The organism is Streptomyces sp. NPDC005408 (assembly GCF_040606445.1).
In the GTDB taxonomy this organism is placed as follows: domain Bacteria; phylum Actinomycetota; class Actinomycetes; order Streptomycetales; family Streptomycetaceae; genus Streptomyces.
Genome location: NZ_JBEXEX010000053.1, coordinates 21,029 through 40,133 on the forward strand (window position 1 = coordinate 21,029; position 19,105 = coordinate 40,133).

Annotated in this window: 20 protein-coding genes, 1 tRNA gene and 1 pseudogene; 10 read left to right on the forward strand and 12 right to left on the reverse strand. The window is 68.3% G+C overall.

Annotated elements, in window-relative coordinates; all coding sequences use genetic code 11:
- The first annotated feature begins 43 nt into the window (after nucleotides 1-43).
- Genes ABZS64_RS32410 through ABZS64_RS32420 form a run of 3 tightly spaced genes read left to right on the forward strand, consistent with a single transcriptional unit; the run spans nucleotide 44 to nucleotide 2,796 of the window.
- On the forward strand, nucleotides 44-907 hold the full coding sequence (locus ABZS64_RS32410; RefSeq protein ID WP_355837436.1) for an ABC transporter permease: 864 nt from the start codon (nucleotides 44-46) through the stop codon (nucleotides 905-907).
- Nucleotides 908-943: 36 nt separating this feature from the next.
- Entirely contained in the window at nucleotides 944-1,963 is a 1,020-nt protein-coding gene (locus ABZS64_RS32415; protein WP_355837438.1) for an ABC transporter substrate-binding protein, read from the forward strand.
- A 2-nt stretch (nucleotides 1,964-1,965) separates the two neighbouring features.
- Complete coding sequence (locus tag ABZS64_RS32420) at nucleotides 1,966-2,796, forward strand: ABC transporter ATP-binding protein (RefSeq protein ID WP_355837440.1); 831 nt, start codon at nucleotides 1,966-1,968, stop codon at nucleotides 2,794-2,796.
- Here ABZS64_RS32420 and ABZS64_RS32425 read toward each other — a convergent pair.
- From ABZS64_RS32425 to ABZS64_RS32455, 7 genes are all read right to left on the reverse strand, one after another.
- Nucleotides 2,793-3,194 carry a DUF6087 family protein gene (locus ABZS64_RS32425; protein WP_355837442.1) on the reverse strand — a complete coding sequence of 134 codons (402 nt, stop codon included), beginning with the start codon at nucleotides 3,192-3,194 and terminating at the stop codon, nucleotides 2,793-2,795. The two genes, ABZS64_RS32420 and ABZS64_RS32425, sit on opposite strands and share 4 nt — an antisense overlap.
- Nucleotides 3,089-3,532 carry an NUDIX hydrolase gene (locus ABZS64_RS32430; RefSeq protein WP_355837444.1) on the reverse strand — a complete coding sequence of 148 codons (444 nt, stop codon included), beginning with the start codon at nucleotides 3,530-3,532 and terminating at the stop codon, nucleotides 3,089-3,091. The genes ABZS64_RS32425 and ABZS64_RS32430 overlap by 106 nt, the downstream gene beginning before the upstream one ends.
- 53 nt (nucleotides 3,533-3,585) lie before the next feature.
- Nucleotides 3,586-4,344: a hypothetical protein gene (locus ABZS64_RS32435; RefSeq protein WP_355837446.1), complete on the reverse strand. Its 759-nt coding sequence runs from the start codon at nucleotides 4,342-4,344 to the stop codon at nucleotides 3,586-3,588.
- On the reverse strand, nucleotides 4,341-4,847 hold the full coding sequence (locus tag ABZS64_RS32440; protein ID WP_355837448.1) for a hypothetical protein: 507 nt from the start codon (nucleotides 4,845-4,847) through the stop codon (nucleotides 4,341-4,343). Before ABZS64_RS32440 ends, ABZS64_RS32435 begins: the two co-directional genes overlap by 4 nt.
- A complete protein-coding gene (locus tag ABZS64_RS32445) occupies nucleotides 4,840-5,478 on the reverse strand; it encodes a thymidylate kinase (protein ID WP_355837450.1) in 639 nt (212 codons plus the stop codon). Before ABZS64_RS32445 ends, ABZS64_RS32440 begins: the two co-directional genes overlap by 8 nt.
- Nucleotides 5,475-6,500 (reverse strand): radical SAM protein, encoded by a 1,026-nt coding sequence (locus tag ABZS64_RS32450; protein WP_355837452.1) that lies wholly within the window; start codon nucleotides 6,498-6,500, stop codon nucleotides 5,475-5,477. Before ABZS64_RS32450 ends, ABZS64_RS32445 begins: the two co-directional genes overlap by 4 nt.
- A 337-nt stretch (nucleotides 6,501-6,837) precedes the next feature.
- Nucleotides 6,838-7,056: a hypothetical protein gene (locus ABZS64_RS32455; RefSeq protein ID WP_355837454.1), complete on the reverse strand. Its 219-nt coding sequence runs from the start codon at nucleotides 7,054-7,056 to the stop codon at nucleotides 6,838-6,840.
- A 239-nt stretch (nucleotides 7,057-7,295) separates the two neighbouring features.
- Between ABZS64_RS32455 and ABZS64_RS32460 the strand changes: the two are divergent.
- The 3 genes and pseudogenes from ABZS64_RS32460 to ABZS64_RS32470 form a co-directional block, all read left to right on the forward strand.
- Nucleotides 7,296-7,478 (forward strand): annotated as a pseudogene (locus tag ABZS64_RS32460) (helix-turn-helix transcriptional regulator); the annotation flags it as partial.
- 84 nt (nucleotides 7,479-7,562) lie between these two features.
- Nucleotides 7,563-8,552, forward strand: coding sequence for a transcriptional regulator (locus ABZS64_RS32465; protein ID WP_355837492.1), 990 nt, complete (start codon nucleotides 7,563-7,565; stop codon nucleotides 8,550-8,552).
- A 16-nt stretch (nucleotides 8,553-8,568) separates the two neighbouring features.
- Nucleotides 8,569-8,925, forward strand: coding sequence for a hypothetical protein (locus tag ABZS64_RS32470; RefSeq protein ID WP_355837456.1), 357 nt, complete (start codon nucleotides 8,569-8,571; stop codon nucleotides 8,923-8,925).
- A gap of 93 nt (nucleotides 8,926-9,018) precedes the next feature.
- Here ABZS64_RS32470 and ABZS64_RS32475 read toward each other — a convergent pair whose 3' ends face one another.
- Nucleotides 9,019-9,879, reverse strand: coding sequence for a sugar phosphate isomerase/epimerase (locus ABZS64_RS32475; RefSeq protein WP_355837458.1), 861 nt, complete (start codon nucleotides 9,877-9,879; stop codon nucleotides 9,019-9,021).
- A gap of 13 nt (nucleotides 9,880-9,892) precedes the next feature.
- Nucleotides 9,893-13,384, reverse strand: coding sequence for a ThuA domain-containing protein (locus tag ABZS64_RS32480; RefSeq protein ID WP_355837460.1), 3,492 nt, complete (start codon nucleotides 13,382-13,384; stop codon nucleotides 9,893-9,895).
- Between the two features lie 175 nt (nucleotides 13,385-13,559).
- Between ABZS64_RS32480 and ABZS64_RS32485 the strand changes: the two genes are divergently transcribed.
- Complete coding sequence (locus ABZS64_RS32485) at nucleotides 13,560-13,928, forward strand: MmcQ/YjbR family DNA-binding protein (RefSeq protein WP_355837462.1); 369 nt, start codon at nucleotides 13,560-13,562, stop codon at nucleotides 13,926-13,928.
- A gap of 180 nt (nucleotides 13,929-14,108) precedes the next feature.
- Here the strand turns inward: ABZS64_RS32485 and ABZS64_RS32490 are convergent, their stop codons facing one another.
- Nucleotides 14,109-15,017 carry a transketolase gene (locus ABZS64_RS32490; RefSeq protein ID WP_355837464.1) on the reverse strand — a complete coding sequence of 303 codons (909 nt, stop codon included), beginning with the start codon at nucleotides 15,015-15,017 and terminating at the stop codon, nucleotides 14,109-14,111.
- Nucleotides 15,018-15,048: 31 nt separating this feature from the next.
- Entirely contained in the window at nucleotides 15,049-15,753 is a 705-nt protein-coding gene (locus ABZS64_RS32495; RefSeq protein WP_355837466.1) for a transketolase, read from the reverse strand.
- A 176-nt stretch (nucleotides 15,754-15,929) separates the two neighbouring features.
- Between ABZS64_RS32495 and ABZS64_RS32500 the strand changes: the two genes are divergently transcribed.
- The 3 genes from ABZS64_RS32500 (at nucleotide 15,930) to ABZS64_RS32510 (ending at nucleotide 18,197) form a co-directional block, all read left to right on the forward strand.
- Nucleotides 15,930-16,006 (forward strand) — tRNA-Pro (locus tag ABZS64_RS32500).
- A gap of 83 nt (nucleotides 16,007-16,089) precedes the next feature.
- A complete protein-coding gene (locus ABZS64_RS32505) occupies nucleotides 16,090-16,845 on the forward strand; it encodes a sulfite exporter TauE/SafE family protein (RefSeq protein WP_355837468.1) in 756 nt (251 codons plus the stop codon).
- Nucleotides 16,846-16,973: 128 nt separating this feature from the next.
- Nucleotides 16,974-18,197, forward strand: coding sequence for a cytochrome P450 (locus ABZS64_RS32510; RefSeq protein WP_355837470.1), 1,224 nt, complete (start codon nucleotides 16,974-16,976; stop codon nucleotides 18,195-18,197).
- A 106-nt stretch (nucleotides 18,198-18,303) separates the two neighbouring features.
- Here the strand turns inward: ABZS64_RS32510 and cobF are convergent, their stop codons facing one another.
- Nucleotides 18,304-19,059 (reverse strand): precorrin-6A synthase (deacetylating), encoded by a 756-nt coding sequence (cobF, locus tag ABZS64_RS32515; RefSeq protein WP_355837472.1) that lies wholly within the window; start codon nucleotides 19,057-19,059, stop codon nucleotides 18,304-18,306.
- Nucleotides 19,060-19,105 lie beyond the last annotated feature (46 nt).

The window sequence follows — 19,105 nt, forward strand, 5'->3', positions numbered from 1 at the left end:
AGACAGCTCTTCTTAACCGCTCCGAAGCCCAGAGGAGTTGACCGTGAGCCAGAGCGCCATCAAGGCAACACCGCAGAAAGTGGCGGGAGTTGACCGGCGAGACCGACCGGGAACGGGGGAGCGCGCCGTCCGGGCCATCGAGCAGAGCTGGCGGCCCGTCGCCCTGCTCCTGGTCTGCTTCGGCGCGTGGTGGGTGATCGCCGCGGCCGAACTGGTCGAGCCCTATCTCGTCCCCTCGCCCGGCGCGACGCGGGACGTGCTCACCGGGAAGACCGACTACATCTGGCAGCACAGCTGGGTGACCACCTACGAGACACTCCTCGGCTTCGTCATCGCCGCCGGAGTCGGCGTGTTCGCCGCGGTGATCATGGTCTACTCCTCGACCGTCGAGAAAACGCTCTATCCGATCCTGCTCTTCGCCCAGGTCGTGCCCAAGATCGCCATCGCCCCGCTGTTCGTCGTCTGGCTCGGCTTCGGCATCGCGCCCAAGATCCTCATCGCCGTACTGATCGCCTTCTTCCCCGTCGTCATCTCGATGGTGACCGGACTCAAGGCCGTCGACCCGGAGATGCTCCAGCTGTCGTCGACCATGGGCGCCAGCCCCTGGCAGACCTTCCTCAAGATCCGCTTCCCCGCCTCGCTGCCGCATCTCTTCTCCGGCCTCAAGGTCGCCGTCACGCTCGCCGTGACCGGCGCGGTCGTCGGCGAGTTCGTCGGCGCCAACGAAGGCCTCGGCTATGTGATCCTCCAGGCCAACGGAAACCTCGACACCCCGATGCTCTTCGCGGGACTGCTCGTGATGTCACTGATCGGTGTGATCCTCTTCGTCCTCGTCGAGATCGCCGAGAAGCTCCTGCTCCCGTGGCACGCCAGCCGCCGGGACGCGGGTGTCACCACCACCTACTGACCCCGGCACGACCCACGCTGACGAGAAGGACCAGCCATGACTGCGCGCAGAGTACTGATCGGCCTCGTTCCGCTGCTTATGGTCGCCACCGCCTGTGGTGAGGGCGGCTCGGACACGACCACCAGCGACTCGGGCAAGAAACTCGACAAGGTCACGCTGACCCTCAACTGGTATCCGTACGGCGAACACGCGCCGTTCTACTACGGCAAGCAGCAGAAGATATTCGAGAAGCACGGCATCGACCTCACCATCCAGGCCGGGCAGGGCTCGCAGAAGACGGTCCAGGCGACCGGCGCGGGACAGACCGACTTCGGCTGGGCCGACACCCCCGCCGTGCTCTCCGGCGTCGACTCCGGTGTGAAGGTCAAGAGCCTCGGCGTCTTTCTGCAGACCACACCCTCCTCTGTGCAGTTCTTCGAGTCGAAGGGCATCAAGACGCCCGCCGACCTCAAGGGCAAGACCATCGCGGGCACCGCGGGCGACGCGCTCTCCAAGACGTTCCCGATCTTCCTGAAGAAGAACAACCTCAAGGAATCCGACGTCAAGGTCCAGAACACCGACCCGGCGGGCAAGATCGCCGCGGTGATCTCCGGCAAGACGGACGGGCTCCTCGGTTACGCCAGCGACCAGGGCCCGACGATGCAGAACAAGGCCAAGAAGGACGTGGGCTATCTGCGCTTCTCGGAGAACGGGCTCAACTTCTACTCCAACGGCCTCATCACGGGCCAGAAGTACCTCGCCGCCAAGAAGGACATCGCGGCGCGCATGGTGAAGGCGGTCAGCGAGTCCTTCGCCGCCGCCGAGAAGGCGCCCGAGCCCGCGGTCGCCGCGATGCAGGGCGCCAGCGAGCAACTCCCGCCCGAGGAGGTCCTGTCGGAGCAGTTCAAGACAACGCTGACGCTGCTGCACACCCAGGCGACCCAGGGCAAGGCACCCGGGGTCAACACCGACGCCGACTGGCAGCAGACCATCGACGTCTTCGCCGAGGCGGGCCTGGTCAAGAGCCCCAAGTCCGTGACGGACTACTGGGACAGCGCCACCGCACTGAAGGGATGACGATGGCCGACGACACGACGGTGCGGGAGCGGGCAGTGACGAGCGAGGACAGCCAGGGGCCCACGGCGGCGGTCGGCCTCGACGACGTCGCCGTCCGGTTCCGCACCAAGAACCGCGATGTCACCGCGCTGAGCGGCGTCTCGCTCGATGTTGCCGCGGGGGAGTTCGTCGCCATCGTCGGCCCGTCCGGCTGCGGCAAGTCCACCCTGCTCAAACTGGTCGCCGGACTGCTCAAGCCCTCCGCGGGCGATGTCCGTCTGAGCGGCGAGCGGGTGCGCGGACCGCGGCACGACATCGGATACGTATTCCAGCGTGCGGCCCTGCTGGAGTGGCGCTCGGCCCGGCGCAACATCCTGCTGCAGGCCGAGATGCGGAAGATGCCCGGCGAGCTCGCCCGCAGGCGCGCTGACCAACTGATCGCCATGACCGGGCTCGAGGGCTTCGAGGACGCCTATCCGTACGAGCTGTCCGGCGGTATGCAGCAGCGGGTGGCCCTGTGCCGCGCGCTGCTGCACGAGCCGCCGGTGCTGCTGATGGACGAGCCGTTCGGGGCGCTGGACGCGCTGACCCGTGAGCAGATGAACATGGAGCTCAACCGGATCTGGCGGGAGACCGGCACCACCGTGCTGCTGGTCACCCACTCCATATCGGAGGCGTGCTATCTCGCCGACCGGGTGGTGGTGATGAGCCCGCGGCCCGGCACGATCACCGAGATCATCGAGGTGGGGCTGCCGGCGGAGCGCGACTATACGGAGACGATGGGGCGGCCGGAGTTCCGCGAGGCGACGAGCCATATTCGCGGCTTGCTCGGCGCGGCATCCGCCAACGACTAGCCGTGCCCGGCGGTGGGGGGTCGCCTGCGGCGGCATGTTGCCCTTCCCGCCCTTCCCGCTGTATCGATTTGCGTATGCCGCCGCGTGGGGGGCAAGCCCCCAGACCCCGTACGCGCGCCCAAGGGCTGCCACGCAAAGCCGTCCCATTCGACGATCAGGCGCGGGGCGTCGGGGTCGACATGCGCGGCGTGCTGGGGACCGGCGCCGAGGGTGACGGCCTTCTTCTCGTCTACAGGACGGAGCCGCTTCTCGCGGCACCCCGTCCAGCGGTCCAGGGGTCCGTCAGCAGTTGTCAACCCCTGAGTGCTCGTTCGGCGAGCAGCAGAGCGAGAGGGCCGCCGGGGAGGAGGAAACGGCCGCCTTCGGCGGCCTGGAAGGCGTCCGCCATGGGCCACCACATGAGCTTGAAGTCCTGTTCCGTCTCGGTGAGCCGCTGGGGCCCGCGAGTCAGCCCCTCCGCCAGGAAGAGGTGGATGCGGGCGGTGGAGGTCAGCGTCATGGCGTACGAGCCGAGGGAGCGCCAGGAGGTGGCGGTGGTGCCTGCTTCTTCGAGGAGTTCGCGCTGTGCGCATTCTTCGGGGGCTTCACCCTCCTCGCGCCGGCCACCGGGGAGGAAAAGGTACTCGCCGCGGTGCTGGGGGAAGTCTGCACTCAGGATGGCCACCAAGCCGCTGTCGTCTCGTGCGACTACCACGGAGGCGTCGCGTGTGGGCCCACGGTCGTACGTGTCGTCCATGGGCCCGGAGCGTAGCCCCTACGGCAGGAGCATTGCGGCGAACGGCACGTTCATCACAGCAGGGTGGGCGATTCCGCGCCCGTGGTAGCCGTCCTCTCCGAAGGCGTCGCCATGGTCGGCGCACATGATGACCAGCCACCGGCCACTGCTGACAAGGCTGTCGAGGAGCCGCCCGAGGTGTTCGTCCGCGTAAGCCAGGGCCGCGCTCTGGGACCGCCACGTATCGGTCGATTCGTCGAGGTAGTGGCCGTGGGGGACGTGGGTGGCGCTGACGTTGACGAAAAGGAGCAGGGGCGGTCGTCGTACCGGTCGGCGACCTCCAGGGTCTGGTCGACCTGGTGCCGGGTGGAGTCGAGTTCGTGCGAGCAGAATTCCGGCCGCCAGTGGTCCTCTTGGAACATGTCGGGGAGAACGGAGCCGAGTGGCGTTTCCCGCGAGAAATAGGTGACGCCTCCGACGCACACCGTGCGGTAGCCGTGCTGGACGAGCCCTTCGAGAAGGTTCGAAGCGTCGAAAACGAACGTGCCTGGGTCGATGGTCTTGAACGCCGGCGGGCGGCACTCCCACAAACGCGGCGGTTGGACGGGCTGCGGGAGCTTGGGCAGGAAGCCGGAGAAGAACGCGATGTGGGCGGGGAGGGTGAAGGTGCCGAGGGCGCGCCGTTCCTCCCACTGGCCGCCGGGGAGGAATGCCGCCAGGCGCGGTGTCTGTCCGGCGTGGGTGGTGGCGCGGGCCACGTCGTGGCGCAGGGAGTCCAGCGTCACGAAGAGGATGCTCGTGCCGGAGCGGATGATCTCGGCGGCGTCGATCATGCGCCCCCTCCCAGTGTGATGAGGAGTCCGCTGTGGTCTTCGACCCGGCCCTTGGCGGCGGCGTTGACGGGGATGGGGACCTGGTCTCGGGCGATCATGTCGCGGATGCGGGCGAGGCCGGTGTCTTCGTCGAGGAGTTCGCCGTCCGCTTCGTACAGGCGGATGGTGGCCACCAGCACGTCGTCGACAGGCGTCGTGGACAGGTGGGCGCCCGGGGCGCCGAGGTGCTTCATCGCGTGGAGAAGCTGGGTTTCGTCGGCCTGGCCAAGGTCGTGGATGTGGCACGCGAAGTGCTGGGCGTTGATGGCGCCCTGGTGGAAGTGGCGGCGGAACTGCTCGGTGGACTCGCGGCCGTCGTAGGCGACCGCCATGCGGTGAGTCTTGGCGGCGGCGACGAAGCAGGCCGCGACCCACCAGGCGACACCTTCGTGTAGGTCGCCTGGGAAGCGGCCGGAGACCTGCCGGTCGCGGATGACGCGTTCCGCGTCGATGGGCTTAAGCATCGCTCTCCCTCAGGGTGTTGAGGACCTGGGCGGCGAGTTCGTCGGGGGTGTGGTCGTCGGTGTCGAGGACGACGGCGGTCGGGTCGCCCACGGCCACAGTGTCGAACTGCGCGAGCAGCGCGGCGAGGCGGCCGGGGACGGTGAACAGGTCGGTGTCGTCCTGCTTGGTGTCGGTCTTGTGCCGCAGCCGCTCGCGCAGCGTGTCCTCCCTTGCCCGCAGGTAGAAGGTGCGGGCGGGCGGGACTAGGTAGGGGCGGAAGGGGGCTAGGAGTCCGGTCACTTGGTCCACGCCGAGGCCGTGGACGGCGGCGTGGCAGGCGATGACGGAGGAGGCGTAGCGGTCGGCGACAACGTGGCCGTGGCCGAGTCCGTCCCGTATGAGGTCTGAGGCGTGCAGAAGGCCGGAGAGGTAGAAGGCGAACTGCGGCAGCGGCCGAAGGGCGATGTTCATCGTCCTCGACCAGGACGCCAGCGGTTCGGGGAGGGTGTGCAGGGTGGTGGCGTCCAGGCGCTTCGCGAGCAGCGCCGTCAGCGTCGACTTGCCGATGCCGGAGACGCCTTCGAGGACGTACAACCGCCCTTTGGGAAGATCGTCGTCGACGGGGGCGTACGGGGCGCGCAGCAGGGTCATAGGGTCCCCTCGGTGAACGCGGTGATGTGGGTGGCGACGGCCTCGGCGAGGCGGTCCGGCTGGTCCAGGAGGTCTCGTACGTCCATGCGGAGGTCGTCGCGCAGGAGACAGGGCTGGACACCGCCTGCGTGGTCGAGGCGCAGCGCCCAGAACCCCTCGATGCATTGGGCTCGTACGGGGCAGGCGCCGCATTGGCCGACGTGATGGCGGCCGAGTTCGCGCTGGATGACGTCGATTTCGATGCCGTCGATGCGGAAAACGCGGCGGCCCTGGCCGACGCCGGCGATCTCGCTGTGTTCCTCGGTGGTGAGGGTGCGCAGGTAGTCGATGAGGCCCTGGGCGGAGACGGCCGACGACTGGCGGTCGGAGTTGAAGTCGGTGTCCACCAGCTCGATGAACTGCACGGGAAGGCGGCGGTCCAGGGCGAAGTCGAGGATGGGCCGGATTTCGTGCTGGTTCTCCCGCTGAAGCAGGGTGTTCAGCTCGACGCGCTCGAACATCTCGCGGGCCGCCTCGATGCCGTCGAGCACGGCGGCAATGCCGACTCGGGTGTGGGCGATGGCGCGCAACGACTCGTCGGAGAAGTAGTGCAGCGACACCTTTACCTTGTCCAGGCCGGTCTCGGCGAGCCAGTCCTGATGCGTGCGTACGCGGGTGCCGTTGGTGATGAGCGTGTACGACACGTCCGGTGCCCCGGCGGGGAGGCTGGTGAGCACTGGCCGGGCGAGTGGGGAGGCGAGGGGTTCCCCGCCGGTGAAGTGCAAGCGTTTGAGGCCCGCGTGGATCATTTCGCGAAGGATGGTCGTGAAGTCCTCGGCGGTCAGCTCCCGCTGCCGAGGCTGCGCGTCGCGGTGCAGGTGTGTGAACGGCGGGGGGACATCGCCCTCGTTGTGGCAGAACCAGCACTTGAGGTTGCACCTTGGGGTCAGCGAGACCCTGAGCTGACCGCGCAGCATCGCGAAATTCCGTAACGCGGTCCAGTCGATGCTCGGTTCAGCGAGTGGAACGGAGTGAGTGTCCACGGTGGGCTCCTCTCGTTCGGATTCGAGTTCTGCGTGGTGTGGGCGCCCGCCGACCTCGGGGGAAACCCACGGACGCCGGCCGCCTCCCCGCCGACTGCCTAAGAAGGACTGGAGGCGGAGTCTGTGGCCGCTTATGCGGGCGGCGAGTTCGTGTCCGGCGCAGCACGGCGGCGGGGCCGCGGGGCGTCCGGAGCTCATTTTTTCGCCGCCCCCTTCGTGGTCCGCTGGGGGTGGGCCACGGCCTCGTGCAGGGCCACGCGCTGGAGGAGGTCCGGGAGGTTGCAGCCGCACCTGGCGTACTCGCGTCGTAGTGCCTCGCACTGCGGGCAGCCGCGCTTCACGGGACCACCGTCACGTTATCGGCGGCGGTCGACCACTCGATGCCGGACTTCGACTTGATGAACGCCACCCGTACGTACCGCTCGCTCCCCGACTTGTCCTTGACCTTCTCGTGGACCACGGCCGTAAGTTCGCCTTCGCCCTTGGACGCGATATCGCGCACCGTGTGACCGATCCGCGGGTCTCTCTCATGAAAGAAGGCGTCGAGCGTGCTCATGAGGACTGCTCCTCAGACTGGAGGTGGAAGGCGGCTTCGGCCCGACGGGGGACGTGGGGAGGGAGCCGCCGCTCTTGGGGGCTGCCGCCGGACGTGGGGACCTTGGCCCGTGCGGCAGCATGTGACCAGTGAACGACGATCAGTTACCGTCTCCCAGAGCGGAGTTCAGGCGTTTCCCAGGCATTTTGCACGCATTAGTGGCCTGACCTGCGGCGATACCTTCGGGGAGTGAGGTCGTCATGACGGTCAGACGCAGGCGCTTAGCGGAGCGGCGGACAACGCTGGGCTACTCTCAAGAGGAGTTCGCCGAACTGCTCCGCGTCGCTCCTTCTACGGTGGTGCGCTGGGAGAACGGTAGGGGCACACCGCGGCCCTACCAGCGGCCAAAGATCGCGAGGCTCCTGAAGGTCAACCCCTCAGAGCTCGACACCCTCCTGAACTGCGATGTCCCATCTGCCAGTCCGGCGGCCCCCGAAGCCCTCCTAGCCCCTGGTGATGCTGACGACATGAAGCGCCGCGATGTCCTGGGCCTGCTTGCCATAACCGGAGCGCTGATCACACTTCCGGGCGACGACGTCGAGCCCAACGTTCGAGGGCGCATGGCCGCCTCGCTGCTCGAGAGGGGCCCTGAGCTGAACCGTCAGCTCTGGAGCGTCTTCTCCCTGTCGGACTCAAAACAGGCCGTCTACCCCCCGGTGCAACAGCACCTTGGCCGCCTTGCCAAGGGCCTGGAGGAAAGCCAGACCGAGGGATCACGCAAGCAGCTCTGCACACTCGTCGGAGACCTCTACCAGCTCGCCGGGGAGATCTTCTTCGACGGCAACCAGTACACGGAGGCGGCTCACTGCTACATGCTCGCGGCCAGTGCCGCGAAGGAGGCCGGGAGCTTCGACCTGTGGGCATGCGCGATGACGCGCCATGCATTCATCGAGCTGTACGAACGCCGGTTCGCCGTGGCTGCGCCCATACTGTCGGCCGCCTCGCAGGTCGCCCGAAGAGGCGACAGTCACCTGTCCACGCGGTACTGGGTGGCAGCCGTCCAGGCGGAGGCGTACGCCGGCCTCGGCGACCTCGATTCCTGCAAGCGCGCCTTGGAACTGGCCGACCAGGTGCACGCCCTGGGGCACGAGAACCGTAACAGCGGGTGGCTGCGCTTCGACGGGTCGCGGCTCGCAGAGGAACGCGGAACGTGCTACCTCCAACTCGGCCGCCCCGACCTCGCCGAAGAGGCGCTGACGACAGCCCTGGAACAGAAACTGTCCCTGCGGCGCCGCGGGGCCGTCCTGGCACAACTCGCAGCACTCGGCGCCCAACGGGGCGACGTCGACCACGTCATGCAGTACAGCAACGCCGCGCTCGCGCTTGCGGATCAGACCGGCTCGGGTTTCATCGGGAAGAAGCGCAAAGGGCTCCAGGCGCGCCTTGCCCCGCTGATGGGCGATGGACGAGTCTCAGACCTACACCACCAGATCTCGGCGCTTTCCGGTGCCGCCTGACGACAAGGACGACTGCATGAGCGACGACGGCCGGATCTTCCGTGAGGCGTGGATCGCCGGCGTGAAGCAGCACTACCCGGGCGAGCCGAAGCCCAGCTACATCACCCCGTGGGGAGAGACCCCGGAGTGGGAGCGGCAGGCCGCCGCTGCCGTCTGCGTCCAGGTGCGCGACTTCATCCAGATCAGCGACGGGCACACGGCCAAGCTCACTCGGGAGCAGAAGGGCCGGTTCGTCGCGACGTGCTGGATCGCCCAGATCCACAAGCACATCGAGAACCCGAAGCCGGGCTACGTCGCCGACTGGGACACCCTGCCCGAGTGGCAGCGTGAGACGGACGCCGACATCTTCGAGCACATCGAGCAGACCGCCTGACATAGAGGTGTGCGGCCCCACTCCTCCCGACGGCGGGGGAGTGGGGCGGAGTGGGGAAATCCGCCGGGCACGGCGGACGAGGCAACGCGCGCCTCAGTACCTGAGGCGCGACAGGTACGTGTAACTGGTGAGCGCGCTCGCGAACGGATCCGGTGGCGAGTCGTGTTCGACCAGCCACTGCTTCACACCGCCCTTTCGGGCCGTGTCGAACATCGACGGGAAGTCGAGGATGCCGGAGCCGACGTCGGCGAAGTCGCCGTTCGGGGCCATGTCCTTGACGTGCAGGGCGGGGAAGCGGTGCGGCTCGCGCACGAAGAGCGAGCGTGGATCGGCCCCGCCCTTCGCCGCCCAGTACAGATCCAGCTCGAAGGCCACCAGATCGGGGTCGGTCTCCTGAAGCAGGATCTCGTACAGATTCTCGCCCTCGACGACCTGGTGATCGAGGCCGTGGTTGTGGAAGAGCAGCGGCCCGAGACCGGATTCGCGGGCGGCGAGCCCGGCCTTGTTGAACTCCCTTGCCGCTTCCCGGAATCCGGCCGGATTGTGCATCGCCCCGGGCAGGCTCGGCACCACGATCCACCGCGCGCCGAGCGTATGGATGTCCTCCAGCGCCTGGGGCAGACCGCTGCCCCTGACGATGTCGTAGCCGACATGTTCGAGTACCGCCTTGAGGCGGGTCTCGTCCAGCATGCTCCGGATCGCCGCCGCGCTGTTGCCGTGCCGGCCGCTGACTCCGACGGTCGCGTACCCGATCTCGGAGAGGCGGGCGAGCGTCCCCTTGAAGTCCTGCGCCAGGGGTGTGCGCATCGTGTAGAGGTGCATGCCGAGGCCGGACGGCGGGATGCGCCGCCGGCAGCTGCCGCTCTCGGCGGCGGACGCGGTACCGCTCATGGCTGCCGCCGCCGCGGCGGCGCCCAAGGCCGTGCACAGGAACGCGCGTCGTGTGCCGTCCATGTCTGCTCCCCTCTCAACTCACGGTGATCCGGACGTAGGAGGACGTCGTATCGCCGTTGTTGTCGGTGACGGTCAGGTGGGCGGTGTACGCACCGGGGCGGGCATAGGTGTGCGCCGCCGTCGCTCCCTCCGGAGCGGTGGGCTTGGAGTTGTCGCCGAAGTCCCAGTGGTGCGAGGCGATGGTGCGGCCCGGCAGCGGCCTGACCGTGCTCGCCAGCTGTACGGCCAGCGGCGCCGTCCCGGTCGAAGGTGTCGCCGTCAGCGAGACCTTGGTCGACGGGTGCTTCTCGACGCCCCGCCCGTTGAAGTGCAGCCAGTCCAGGGCGAACAGGTCCGGCTTCTCCGCGGACCACTGCGGATTTGTGAAGACCGCGTACAGCTTCACGGTCCCGCCCGGATTCACCAAAGCGGTCGTCGGCGAGACGACATTGCCCCAGTCCCCGGTGTTCGGGATCGTCACCTTGCCCAGCAGTGGGCCCGTCGGCGAACCGGCGCGGAATTCGACATCCCCGCCGAGCCCGCCCGACGCCACTCCGACCGTCACCGAATCGATCCCCTTGAGATGCACGGGATCGAAGCTGATCCAGTCGCCGTCCTCGATCTCGGCCAGCCGCTTCCCGCCCGAGGCGTCGGCGCGGGTCGCCACGATCGCCCCTGCATGGGCGCCGCCCGTGGCCGTGAAGTGTTCGGCCTCGCGGTAGGTCGTACGCAGCGTCAGCGAGCTGGATCCGGTGAGCGCGGGCACGCCCGGGGCGCCCTTGTCCTCGTACTGGGCGCTGATCCCGTAGTACAGATTCTGGCCGGGACCGTGGCTGTCGCCCGCGTCGGTCACGATCTCGCCCGTGCAGCCGGTGTAGTTGTCCAGCGGGTGCAGATGGCTGTCATGGCCGAGCTGCGACTGGACGACCACCCGTGAGCAGTCGATCCGCCGCCCGTCCTCCTTGTCGGTGACCTTGATGGTGAAGGGGATGGTGTCGCCGAAGCTGAACATCCCGCCGTTCGGGGGCTGTTGAACGGTCACCACCGGCCGGGTGTTGCCGACGGTGATGTCCTGGACGGCGAGGCCCGTCAGATCCCCGGGCCCGCTGACCGTGAGCCGGGCGGTGAAGCGCCCCTTGGTCCGGTAGACATGGGTCGGGTTCGCCTCGGTCGAGTCGGTCGTGCCGTTCCCGTCGAAGTCCCAGGCGTACGTCACCGGCTTGCCGCCCGGCAGTCCGGAGCCCGCGCTGGAGAACTTCACGGTCAGCGGCACCGAGCCCGTGTCGGGCGCGGCCGTGACCTTGGCGTCGGGAAGCCGGCCGTCGCCGACGTAGTCGATGCGGTAGATGCCCGAGCCCTCGTTGCTGCCGCCCCGGCCGGTACCGCTGCCGAGCCCGAAGTCGATGACGTACAGCGCTCCGTCGGGTCCGAAGTCGGCGTCGAAGGGCTGGTTCCACTTCATGTCGCCGAATATGGAGTTGATCGACTGCAGATCGCCCGCCTTCGCCGGCGCGAACCGCGGGTCGGTGAAGGTCTGGTCGTGCTGCTGGATGGAGAAGGACTTGAAGTATCCGCGGGTCAGTTCGTAGTTCAGCCACTTCCCCTCGAAGTACTCGGGGAACTTGGTGCGGTAGGTGTTCGCCGGGTCGTAGTCGTAGACCGGGCCGCTCATCGGCCCGCCCCCGCCCGTGCCCAGCTCGGGGAACTCCGCGGACGCGGAATACGCGTACCAGACCGTGGCGGGCTGAGCGGGCGGCAGCTCGGTCAGGCCCGTGTTGTTGGGCGAGTCGTTGGCCAGCTTCGCGCAGTCGAACTTCGGGCCCGAGGTCTTGGTCGTGAAGTTGTAGTCGTTGAAGGGGGTGTTGTTGCCGATGCAGTACGGCCAGCCGAAGTTGCCCGCCTTGGTGATACGGGTGTACTCGACGGTGCCCTCGGGACCGCGGTCCGGCTTGGCGGCGCGGGCGTCGGGTCCGTAGTCAGCGACCAGCAGCGCGCCGCTCAGCGGATCGGTGGTGATCCGGAACGGGTTGCGCATCCCCATCGCGTAGACCTCGGGGCGCGTCTTCCCGGTGCCGGGTGCGAAGAGATTGCCCTCGGGGACGCTGTACGTACCGTCGTCCTTGGGCGTGATCCGCAGGATCTTGCCGCGCAAATCGTTGGTGTTGCCCGCGGTGCCCTGGGCGTCCCAGGCGCGGCGTCCCTCGCCCTCGTCGATCGGTGCGAAGCCGTCCGAGGCGAAGGGATCGGTGTTGTCGCCGGTCGCGACGTAGAGATTGCCGCTCTTGTCGAAGGTGATCGAGCCGGCCATATGGGAGTTGGCGCGGCCTTCGCCCCGCCAGGTGGGGATGGCCAGCAGCCGCTTCTCGGAGGCGGGGGCGATCGTATTGCCGGTCACCGTGAAACGGGAGAGGTTGATGCGTTTCTCGGTCTTGTCGGAGTTCAGCAGATAGAGCCAGTTGTTCTTCCCGAAGTCCGGGTCGAGCGCGAGGCCGAGGAGTCCGTCGGACTGGCTCGTCATCTCGGGCGTGTACGCGAAGTCCAGCGCGGTGGTGACCTTCAGCGTCTGCTGGTCGATCACCTTGACCTTGCCGGTGCGCTGAATGAAGAAGACCCGGCGGTCGGGCGCGACGGCGATCTCGAAGGGGTCGGCGAGATCACTCGTGGCCAGTGGAGTGCGCTGGAAGGCACCGGTCCTGGTCGCGGTGCAGTCGCCGGGCTTGTTGCCCGCGGCCCACTGGATTCCGCCGAGGATGTGCTTGAGGAAACCCTCTTCCTGGAAGGCGGACTTGGCGTGGCCGCCTGCGGTGAACCAGGAGCGTCCGCCGTCGTAGTTCTGGCACCAGGACCACGGGTGGTCGACACCCTCGTCGAGACCGGTGACGCCGTCCCGCACCTTGATCTGGGCGAGGGTGTGCACCTTTCCAGTCGGATTGGTGCGCCAGTTGTACCACTCCTCCGTACGCTCCCAGAGCTCGGGCAGCCCGATGGTGGAGGGATGGGCGTGGTCGAGCACCTTGATCCGCCCGGTCTGCACGGCGGGGTGCTGGTCGAAGATCGCGCCGACCAGGCCCTCGTACCAGCCCCAGTCGCGCTCGCTCGCGGACGCGGCATGCAGACCGACCCATCCGCCGCCGGCCCGGATGTACTTCTGGAGCGCGGCGCGCTGCTCGGCGTTGAGCAGATCGCCCTTCTCCGGCGTGGAGTTGGTGTTGTTGAAGACGATCGCCTGGAAGCGTGCGAGGTTCGTGTCGCTGAACGCAGCGGCGTCGTCGGTGGCTTCGACCTCGAAGCCGTTCTCGCTGCCGAGCTTCTTGATCGCGTCGATCCCCGCGGGGATGGAGTCGTGGTAGAAGTTCGTGACCTTGGAGAAGACCAGGACGCGGAAGGACGCTGCCTGGGCGTGGGGCGGTAAGGCGACGGCGAGTGCCAGGACGAGCGCCAGCAGGGTGGTCAGGACGGTGACGGGGGAGAGAACTATTCGGCCGAGCCGAGCTCTTGGGCCTCTTCGGCTGCTTCGACTACTCATTGCGCTCCCGGTGCTGTGGGCGGACCGCGATGTAGAAAGCGCTTTCTGAATACGTCGCACAGCGTAGGTCCCGCTCCACAGGGGGTCAATGGGTCGGAAGCGCCGGCTGTGGCAGCGGCGGGGCGGCTGTGACAGCGGCCCCGCGAGTGTCAGTGCAGCGTCGTACCGTCTTCGTATGGCCACTGCCGACGACGTACGCAGACTTGCGCTCTCGCTGCCCGGGGCGATGGAGAAGCTCGCCTGGGGCATGCCGACGTTCCGTCTGGAGAGCGGGGGGAAGATCTTCGCCTCACTCGACGACGACGACAGGGCGATGGGTGTGAAGTGCCCGAAGGAGGACCGGGATGAGCTGATCGCCTCGGAGCCGGAGAAGTTCTTCATGCGGGCGGGGCACGACGACAACTACGCGTGGTTGCGGGTGCGGTTGGGGGCGCTGGAGGACGACGAGGAGCTGTACGCGATCCTGCTCGACTCGTGGCGGCAGGCGGTGCCGCGGAGGTTGTTGGACGCGCATCCGGACTTGGCGGGTCCGCGGACGCCTTGAGGGGCGGGCGGCGCGGGTCGCCTGCGGCGGGCTTGGCGGGCGTGGCTCCTGCGGCGGGCGTTGCCCCCACCCAGCCCTCCTCCCACGGTCTGGCGGCCGTGGGAGGTACCCCCATCCCGTAACTGGGGCTCCGCCCCGGACCCCGCACCTCAAACGCCGGCGGGGCTGGACAGGACACCCCTACCGCGTACCTCCCGGCAGAAACGCCGTGATCCGCTCCCTCAATCCCCGCGCGTCCAGGCCGTGCGCCGCCAGGTGCTCGTCCATCTGACCGTAGCGGCGCAATTCCTGGCGGGCCACGCCCAGGCCGAGCACCCGGTGCGGGATGTCCACGAGGGCGTCGTTCGCGGCGGTCGTGGACGTGCCCGCCAGGTACGGCTCGACCAGGACGACGTCCGCCGCCCCCACCGCGCCGACCGCGGTGCGGAGGGTCGCCGCGTCGAAGGGGCGCACAGTCGTCGCGTACAGCACCGTCACGTCCAGCCCCTCCGTCGCCGCGAGGACGTTGTCCAGCATCGGTCCGACCGCGATCACGACCCCGCCGGTCCCCTCGCGCACCGTGAGGAACCTCGAACCGTCGACCGGGAGTGCCTGCGCGTTGGACTGCAGCGACAGTCGTACGTACACCCGGTCGTCCCCGGCCGCCGCCTGCCGCAGCAGTGCCTCGGCCTCGTCCGGGTGGCCCGGCACATGGACCGTCCAGCCGTCGAGGGTGTCAAGCAGGGCCACATCGCCCGGTGACATATGGGTGAAACCTCCCGCCGGCCAGTCGTACGACCCGCCCGCGCTCACCAGCACCCCGCCCACCCCCTGGTGGCCGAGGTCCAGCTTCACCTGCTCGAAGGGGCGCTCGACGAGGAAGCTGGCGAACGTGTGCATGATCGGCCGCATCCCCGTGAGCGCCATACCGCCGCCCACGCCGAGCAGCAGTTGCTCCCGGATCCCCACATTGATCACCCGGTCCCGGTGTCGTCGCTCCGCCGGGATGAAGCCGTCCCTGCTGATCTCGGCGAGTACGAGGGCGAGCCGCGGGTCCTCGTCCAGCAGTCGCGTCGTCGTGGAGATGAACCGGTCGCGCATGGTGTCCATGATCAAAGTCCCCTTGTTGAGATGTGAGAGTTCAGGCGTTCTTGGGCTCGACGCGGGCGACGACGGCCCGTGCCCGCCCCGGATGCGGTGCGCTGAACGCGGCGTACAGGGCCTCGTGGTCCCGGCCGTCGACGGTCTCGGCCGACCATCCGGCGGCCTCGAAGCGGGACGCGATCCCACCCGGCCAGCCGTAGCTCGCGGAGGAGTTGTCGATCACCAGCGTGTGCAGCTGGTCGAGCCCGGCGGGACCGGCGTAGGCGATGGCCTCGTGGTTGCTGCCCTCGTCCAGCTCGGCGTCCCCGATCAGCACCCACACCCGCGGGTCGGTCAGCCCGCGGGCCCGCAGCCCGAGCGTGGTCCCCACGGCCAGCGGCAGCCCGTGCCCGAGCGATCCGCTGCCGATCTCGGCGCCCGGTACGAGTACCCGGTCGGGGTGATGGCCGAGAGGGGAGTCGTACGAGCCGAAGCCCGGCAGCCACTCCTCGGGGAAGAAGCCCTTGGCGGCGAGGACGGCGTAGTACGCCATGGGCCCGTGGCCCTTGGAGAGCAGGAAGCGGTCCCGGCTGGGCGCGTCGACGGTCGCAGGCGTGACCCGCAGTACCCGGTCGTAGAGGACCCACAACGCGTCGAGCGTGGAGGTCGCGGCGGGCCCGTGCTTCTCGTCGCCCGTCATCAGGGCCATCAGCCGGTGCAGATTCTGGACGTCGTGGTCGGAGGTGACCGCTGTGTTTGTCATGGCACACACCGTGCAACCTCAAGTTTGATTGAGGTCAAGTGTGATCGGGATCGCAATCCGGGGCGCGCTCGGAGCGACCCGTTGGCGGCGCGGAAAGCGGTTCGTGACCACCGGTCGAAGTGCGGTATTGTTCTCATGCGCGTTCGGCCGGGGGAAACCCCAGGTCAGACGGGCATCGGGACGTGGCGCAGCTTGGTAGCGCACTTGACTGGGGGTCAAGGGGTCGCAGGTTCAAATCCTGTCGTCCCGACCAGCGTTTACGCAGGTCGGAGGTCGTATCGGAGTCATCCGATACGACCTCTCCGCATGTCCGTGGGCTTAGCATCAGTTCCTGGCATGGACATAGTCATCAGCTGGGACCTGGCCGCGCTCGCCGCGGCAGCCGCACTCGTCGGCTTCTCCAAGACCGCCGTGAGCGGTGCGAACACCGTCAGCCTCGCGATCTTCGCGGCGGTCCTGCCTGCGCGCGAGTCCACGGGCGTGCTGCTGCCCGTACTGATCGTCGGTGACGTGGTCGCCGTACTCACCTACCGCAGGCACACCCACTGGCCGACCCTGCTGCGACTGTTTCCCGCGGTCGCCGCCGGTGTGGTCGTCGGGACAGTGTTCATGTTCTGGGCCGACGACGACGTCGTACGCACGTCGATCGGGGCGATCCTGCTGCTGATGGCCGCGGCCACCGTGTGGCGCAGACGGCCGGGGGCGGACGAGGCGCTCACCTCGCTGGAAGGCCGGCGAGGTCGGCTGAAGGCACGCTCGTACGGGGTGCTCGGCGGATTCACCACGATGGTTGCCAACGCGGGCGGGCCCGTCATGTCGCTGTATCTGATCTCCGCGGGCTTCCGGAAGCTCGGCTTCCTGGGGACTTCGGCGTGGTTCTTCCTGATCGTCAACACCTCGAAGGTGCCGTTCAGCGTTGGCCTCGGTCTGATCGACGGGCGCTCGCTCCTGCTGGATGCGGTGCCGGCTCTATTCGTGCTGCCCGGAGCGTTCATCGGGAAGGCATGTGTGGACCGGATCGACCAGCGGCTCTTCGAGCGGCTGGTCATCGCGGCGACGGTGCTCGGCGGTCTGCAACTCCTGCTGTTCTAGCGGGTCCAGAACGGCAGCGGCGGGCGGGCGCCCTATCGGGCGCGGCGGGGCTGGGGCACGATGGCCGGACGAACAAGCGTGCCCACTGTCCAGAATCCTTCCGGCCCGGAGTCATCTGGAGGCGCTGCGTGGCGAGCAACGATCACGCCAGGCTCGACGAGCTGCAACGCGATCCCTATCCGCTCTACGCGAGGGCGCGCAGGACCGAGGGCCTGACCTTCGTTCCCGAGCTCGATGCCTGGCTGGTCGCGCGGGACGCCGATGTACGGGAAGTCCTGCGGCGGCCCGAGGAGTTCTCGTCCGTCCGCGCCCTGCTCCCCGATGTGATGCCCTCGCCCGCCGCCCTGGAGGTGCTGTCCAAGGGCTTCGGCAAGCGGCCCACCGTCGTCTCCACGGACGGCCCCGCACATCAGCGCCACCGTGCCCCGCTCAACAGCGGTCTGTCCGCGGGCCGGATCGCGGCGCTCGTCCCGTACGCCGCCGAGCGCGCGGAGGAGCTCGTCGACGGCTTCGCGGAGGACGGCGGCGTCGAGTTGATGGGGGCGTACGCGCGCCGCTTACCCGGCCAGGTCATAGGGCGGCTGATCGGCTTCGACCCGGCGGATGTGCCGCTCGCCGTGCACGGCGGCTACCGTGCCGAGGAGCTGTTGTTCCGGCCGCTGGAGCCGGAGGCGCAGGTCGGCGTGGCCGAAGACGTCGTCGCGATGCAGCGGCTGCTGGACGAGTACATACGCGACCGGCGCCGGAGCCCGCGCGACGATCTGCTGTCCGGGATGGTCGCCGCGCTCGCTCCCGGCAGCGGCGAACTCACCCTCGACCAGCGCCACGAGCTGGTGTCCAACCTCCAGAACTTCCTGATCGCCGGGCATCTGACCACCACGGCTCTCATCGGCTCGACACTGCTGCACCTGCTGAGCGACCGGCGGCAGTGGGAACTGATCTGCACGGACCCCGAGTTGATACCGGCCGCCGTCGAGGAAGCTGCGCGCTACGACACCGCGGTTCAGGGCTTCCGCCGCACCACCACCCGGCCGGTCACGATCGCCGGGACCGATCTCCCCGCCGGGGCCACCGTGTTCGTGGCCTACGGATCGGCCAACCGTGACGAGGACCGCTACGACCGGCCCGACGTCTTCGACATTACCCGGCCTCTCTCGCGGCAGCATGTGGCCTTCGGCAATGGCACTCACGGCTGCCCGGGATCGCAACTGGCCCGCGAACAACTGCGCCTGACCCTTGAGTTGTTCGAACGCAGGCTGCCCGGCCTGCGGCTCGATGTGGACCGGCTGCCGGTCGTGATGAGGCCGACGCTCATCCACCGCTCGCCCGAAGCTCTCCACCTCGTCTGGTGAGCTGATCGATCCGGAACAGAAAACGGTGTCCGCAACGCGATCTCTGGGCGAAGTAGGCGCAGCGGGAGGGGAGCCGCTCAGCCGAGTCGCAGCAGGACGGGGCCCCTCAGCCGCGCCGCAGCAGATAGGTGTCCATGATCCAGCCCTTGCGGGCCCGTGCCTCGGCCCGCAGGTCCTCGATCCGCCCGGACACCTCAGCAAGCCGCCCCGACACCAGGATCTCGTCCGGCGTGCCCACGTAGGCGCCCCAGTAGATGAACAGATCCTGGTCGAGATGGCGGGTGAAGGCCTGCCGCGCGTCGAGCATCACCACCACGTCGTCCACACCCTCGGGCCAGCCCTCGGCGAGCCGCCGGCCCGTGGTGATCTGCACTGGGCGGCCCACCCGGTTCAGACCGGTGCGGTGTCTGGCAAGCAGCGCCGAGACACTGCTGATGCCCGGCACCACCTCGTGCTCGAAGGCGACCGTGTCCCGTTCGAGGATCTCCTCCAGGATGGCGATGGTGGAGTCGTACAGCGCGGGATCGCCCCACACCAGGAACGCGCCGCACTCGTCCTCGCCCAGCTCCTCGGCGATGAACCGCTCGTACAGATCGGCACGGCGGCTGCGCCAGTCGTCGACAGCAGGGGAGTAGTCCGATGTTTCCCGGTCCCGCTCCGGATCGCGCGCCTCGATCAGACGGTACGAGGGGTTCTCGACATGGGCGTCGAGAATGTCCCGCCGCAGCCGCGTCAGATCCGACTTCTCCTCGCCCTTGTCGAGGATGAAGAACGCATCCGCCTTGTTCAGCGCCTTGACCGCCTGCAGGGTCAGCTGGTCGGGATCGCCCGCCCCGATGCCGATCACATAGATCTTTCTCACCCCGTCGAGTCTGCCCCATCCGGCTGATCGCGAGACCTACCGGGGC

What these genes read in the sequence shown, in the direction of transcription:
- ABZS64_RS32490 (WP_355837464.1), bottom strand. Translation starts at nt 15,017, where the DNA reads ATGGACACCATGCGCGACCGGTTCATCTCCACGACGACGCGACTGCTG.
- ABZS64_RS32475 (WP_355837458.1), bottom strand. Translation starts at nt 9,879, where the DNA reads ATGGACGGCACACGACGCGCGTTCCTGTGCACGGCCTTGGGCGCCGCC.
- ABZS64_RS32440 (WP_355837448.1), bottom strand. Translation starts at nt 4,847, where the DNA reads ATGCTTAAGCCCATCGACGCGGAACGCGTCATCCGCGACCGGCAGGTC.
- ABZS64_RS32485 (WP_355837462.1), top strand. Translation starts at nt 13,560, where the DNA reads ATGGCCACTGCCGACGACGTACGCAGACTTGCGCTCTCGCTGCCCGGG.
- ABZS64_RS32465 (WP_355837492.1), top strand. Translation starts at nt 7,563, where the DNA reads ATGAAGCGCCGCGATGTCCTGGGCCTGCTTGCCATAACCGGAGCGCTG.
- ABZS64_RS32430 (WP_355837444.1), bottom strand. Translation starts at nt 3,532, where the DNA reads ATGGACGACACGTACGACCGTGGGCCCACACGCGACGCCTCCGTGGTA.
- ABZS64_RS32505 (WP_355837468.1), top strand. Translation starts at nt 16,090, where the DNA reads ATGGACATAGTCATCAGCTGGGACCTGGCCGCGCTCGCCGCGGCAGCC.
- ABZS64_RS32435 (WP_355837446.1), bottom strand. Translation starts at nt 4,344, where the DNA reads ATGATCGACGCCGCCGAGATCATCCGCTCCGGCACGAGCATCCTCTTC.
- ABZS64_RS32420 (WP_355837440.1), top strand. Translation starts at nt 1,966, where the DNA reads ATGGCCGACGACACGACGGTGCGGGAGCGGGCAGTGACGAGCGAGGAC.
- ABZS64_RS32470 (WP_355837456.1), top strand. Translation starts at nt 8,569, where the DNA reads ATGAGCGACGACGGCCGGATCTTCCGTGAGGCGTGGATCGCCGGCGTG.
- ABZS64_RS32445 (WP_355837450.1), bottom strand. Translation starts at nt 5,478, where the DNA reads ATGACCCTGCTGCGCGCCCCGTACGCCCCCGTCGACGACGATCTTCCC.
- ABZS64_RS32455 (WP_355837454.1), bottom strand. Translation starts at nt 7,056, where the DNA reads ATGAGCACGCTCGACGCCTTCTTTCATGAGAGAGACCCGCGGATCGGT.
- ABZS64_RS32495 (WP_355837466.1), bottom strand. Translation starts at nt 15,753, where the DNA reads ATGACAAACACAGCGGTCACCTCCGACCACGACGTCCAGAATCTGCAC.
- ABZS64_RS32415 (WP_355837438.1), top strand. Translation starts at nt 944, where the DNA reads ATGACTGCGCGCAGAGTACTGATCGGCCTCGTTCCGCTGCTTATGGTC.
- ABZS64_RS32480 (WP_355837460.1), bottom strand. Translation starts at nt 13,384, where the DNA reads ATGAGTAGTCGAAGCAGCCGAAGAGGCCCAAGAGCTCGGCTCGGCCGA.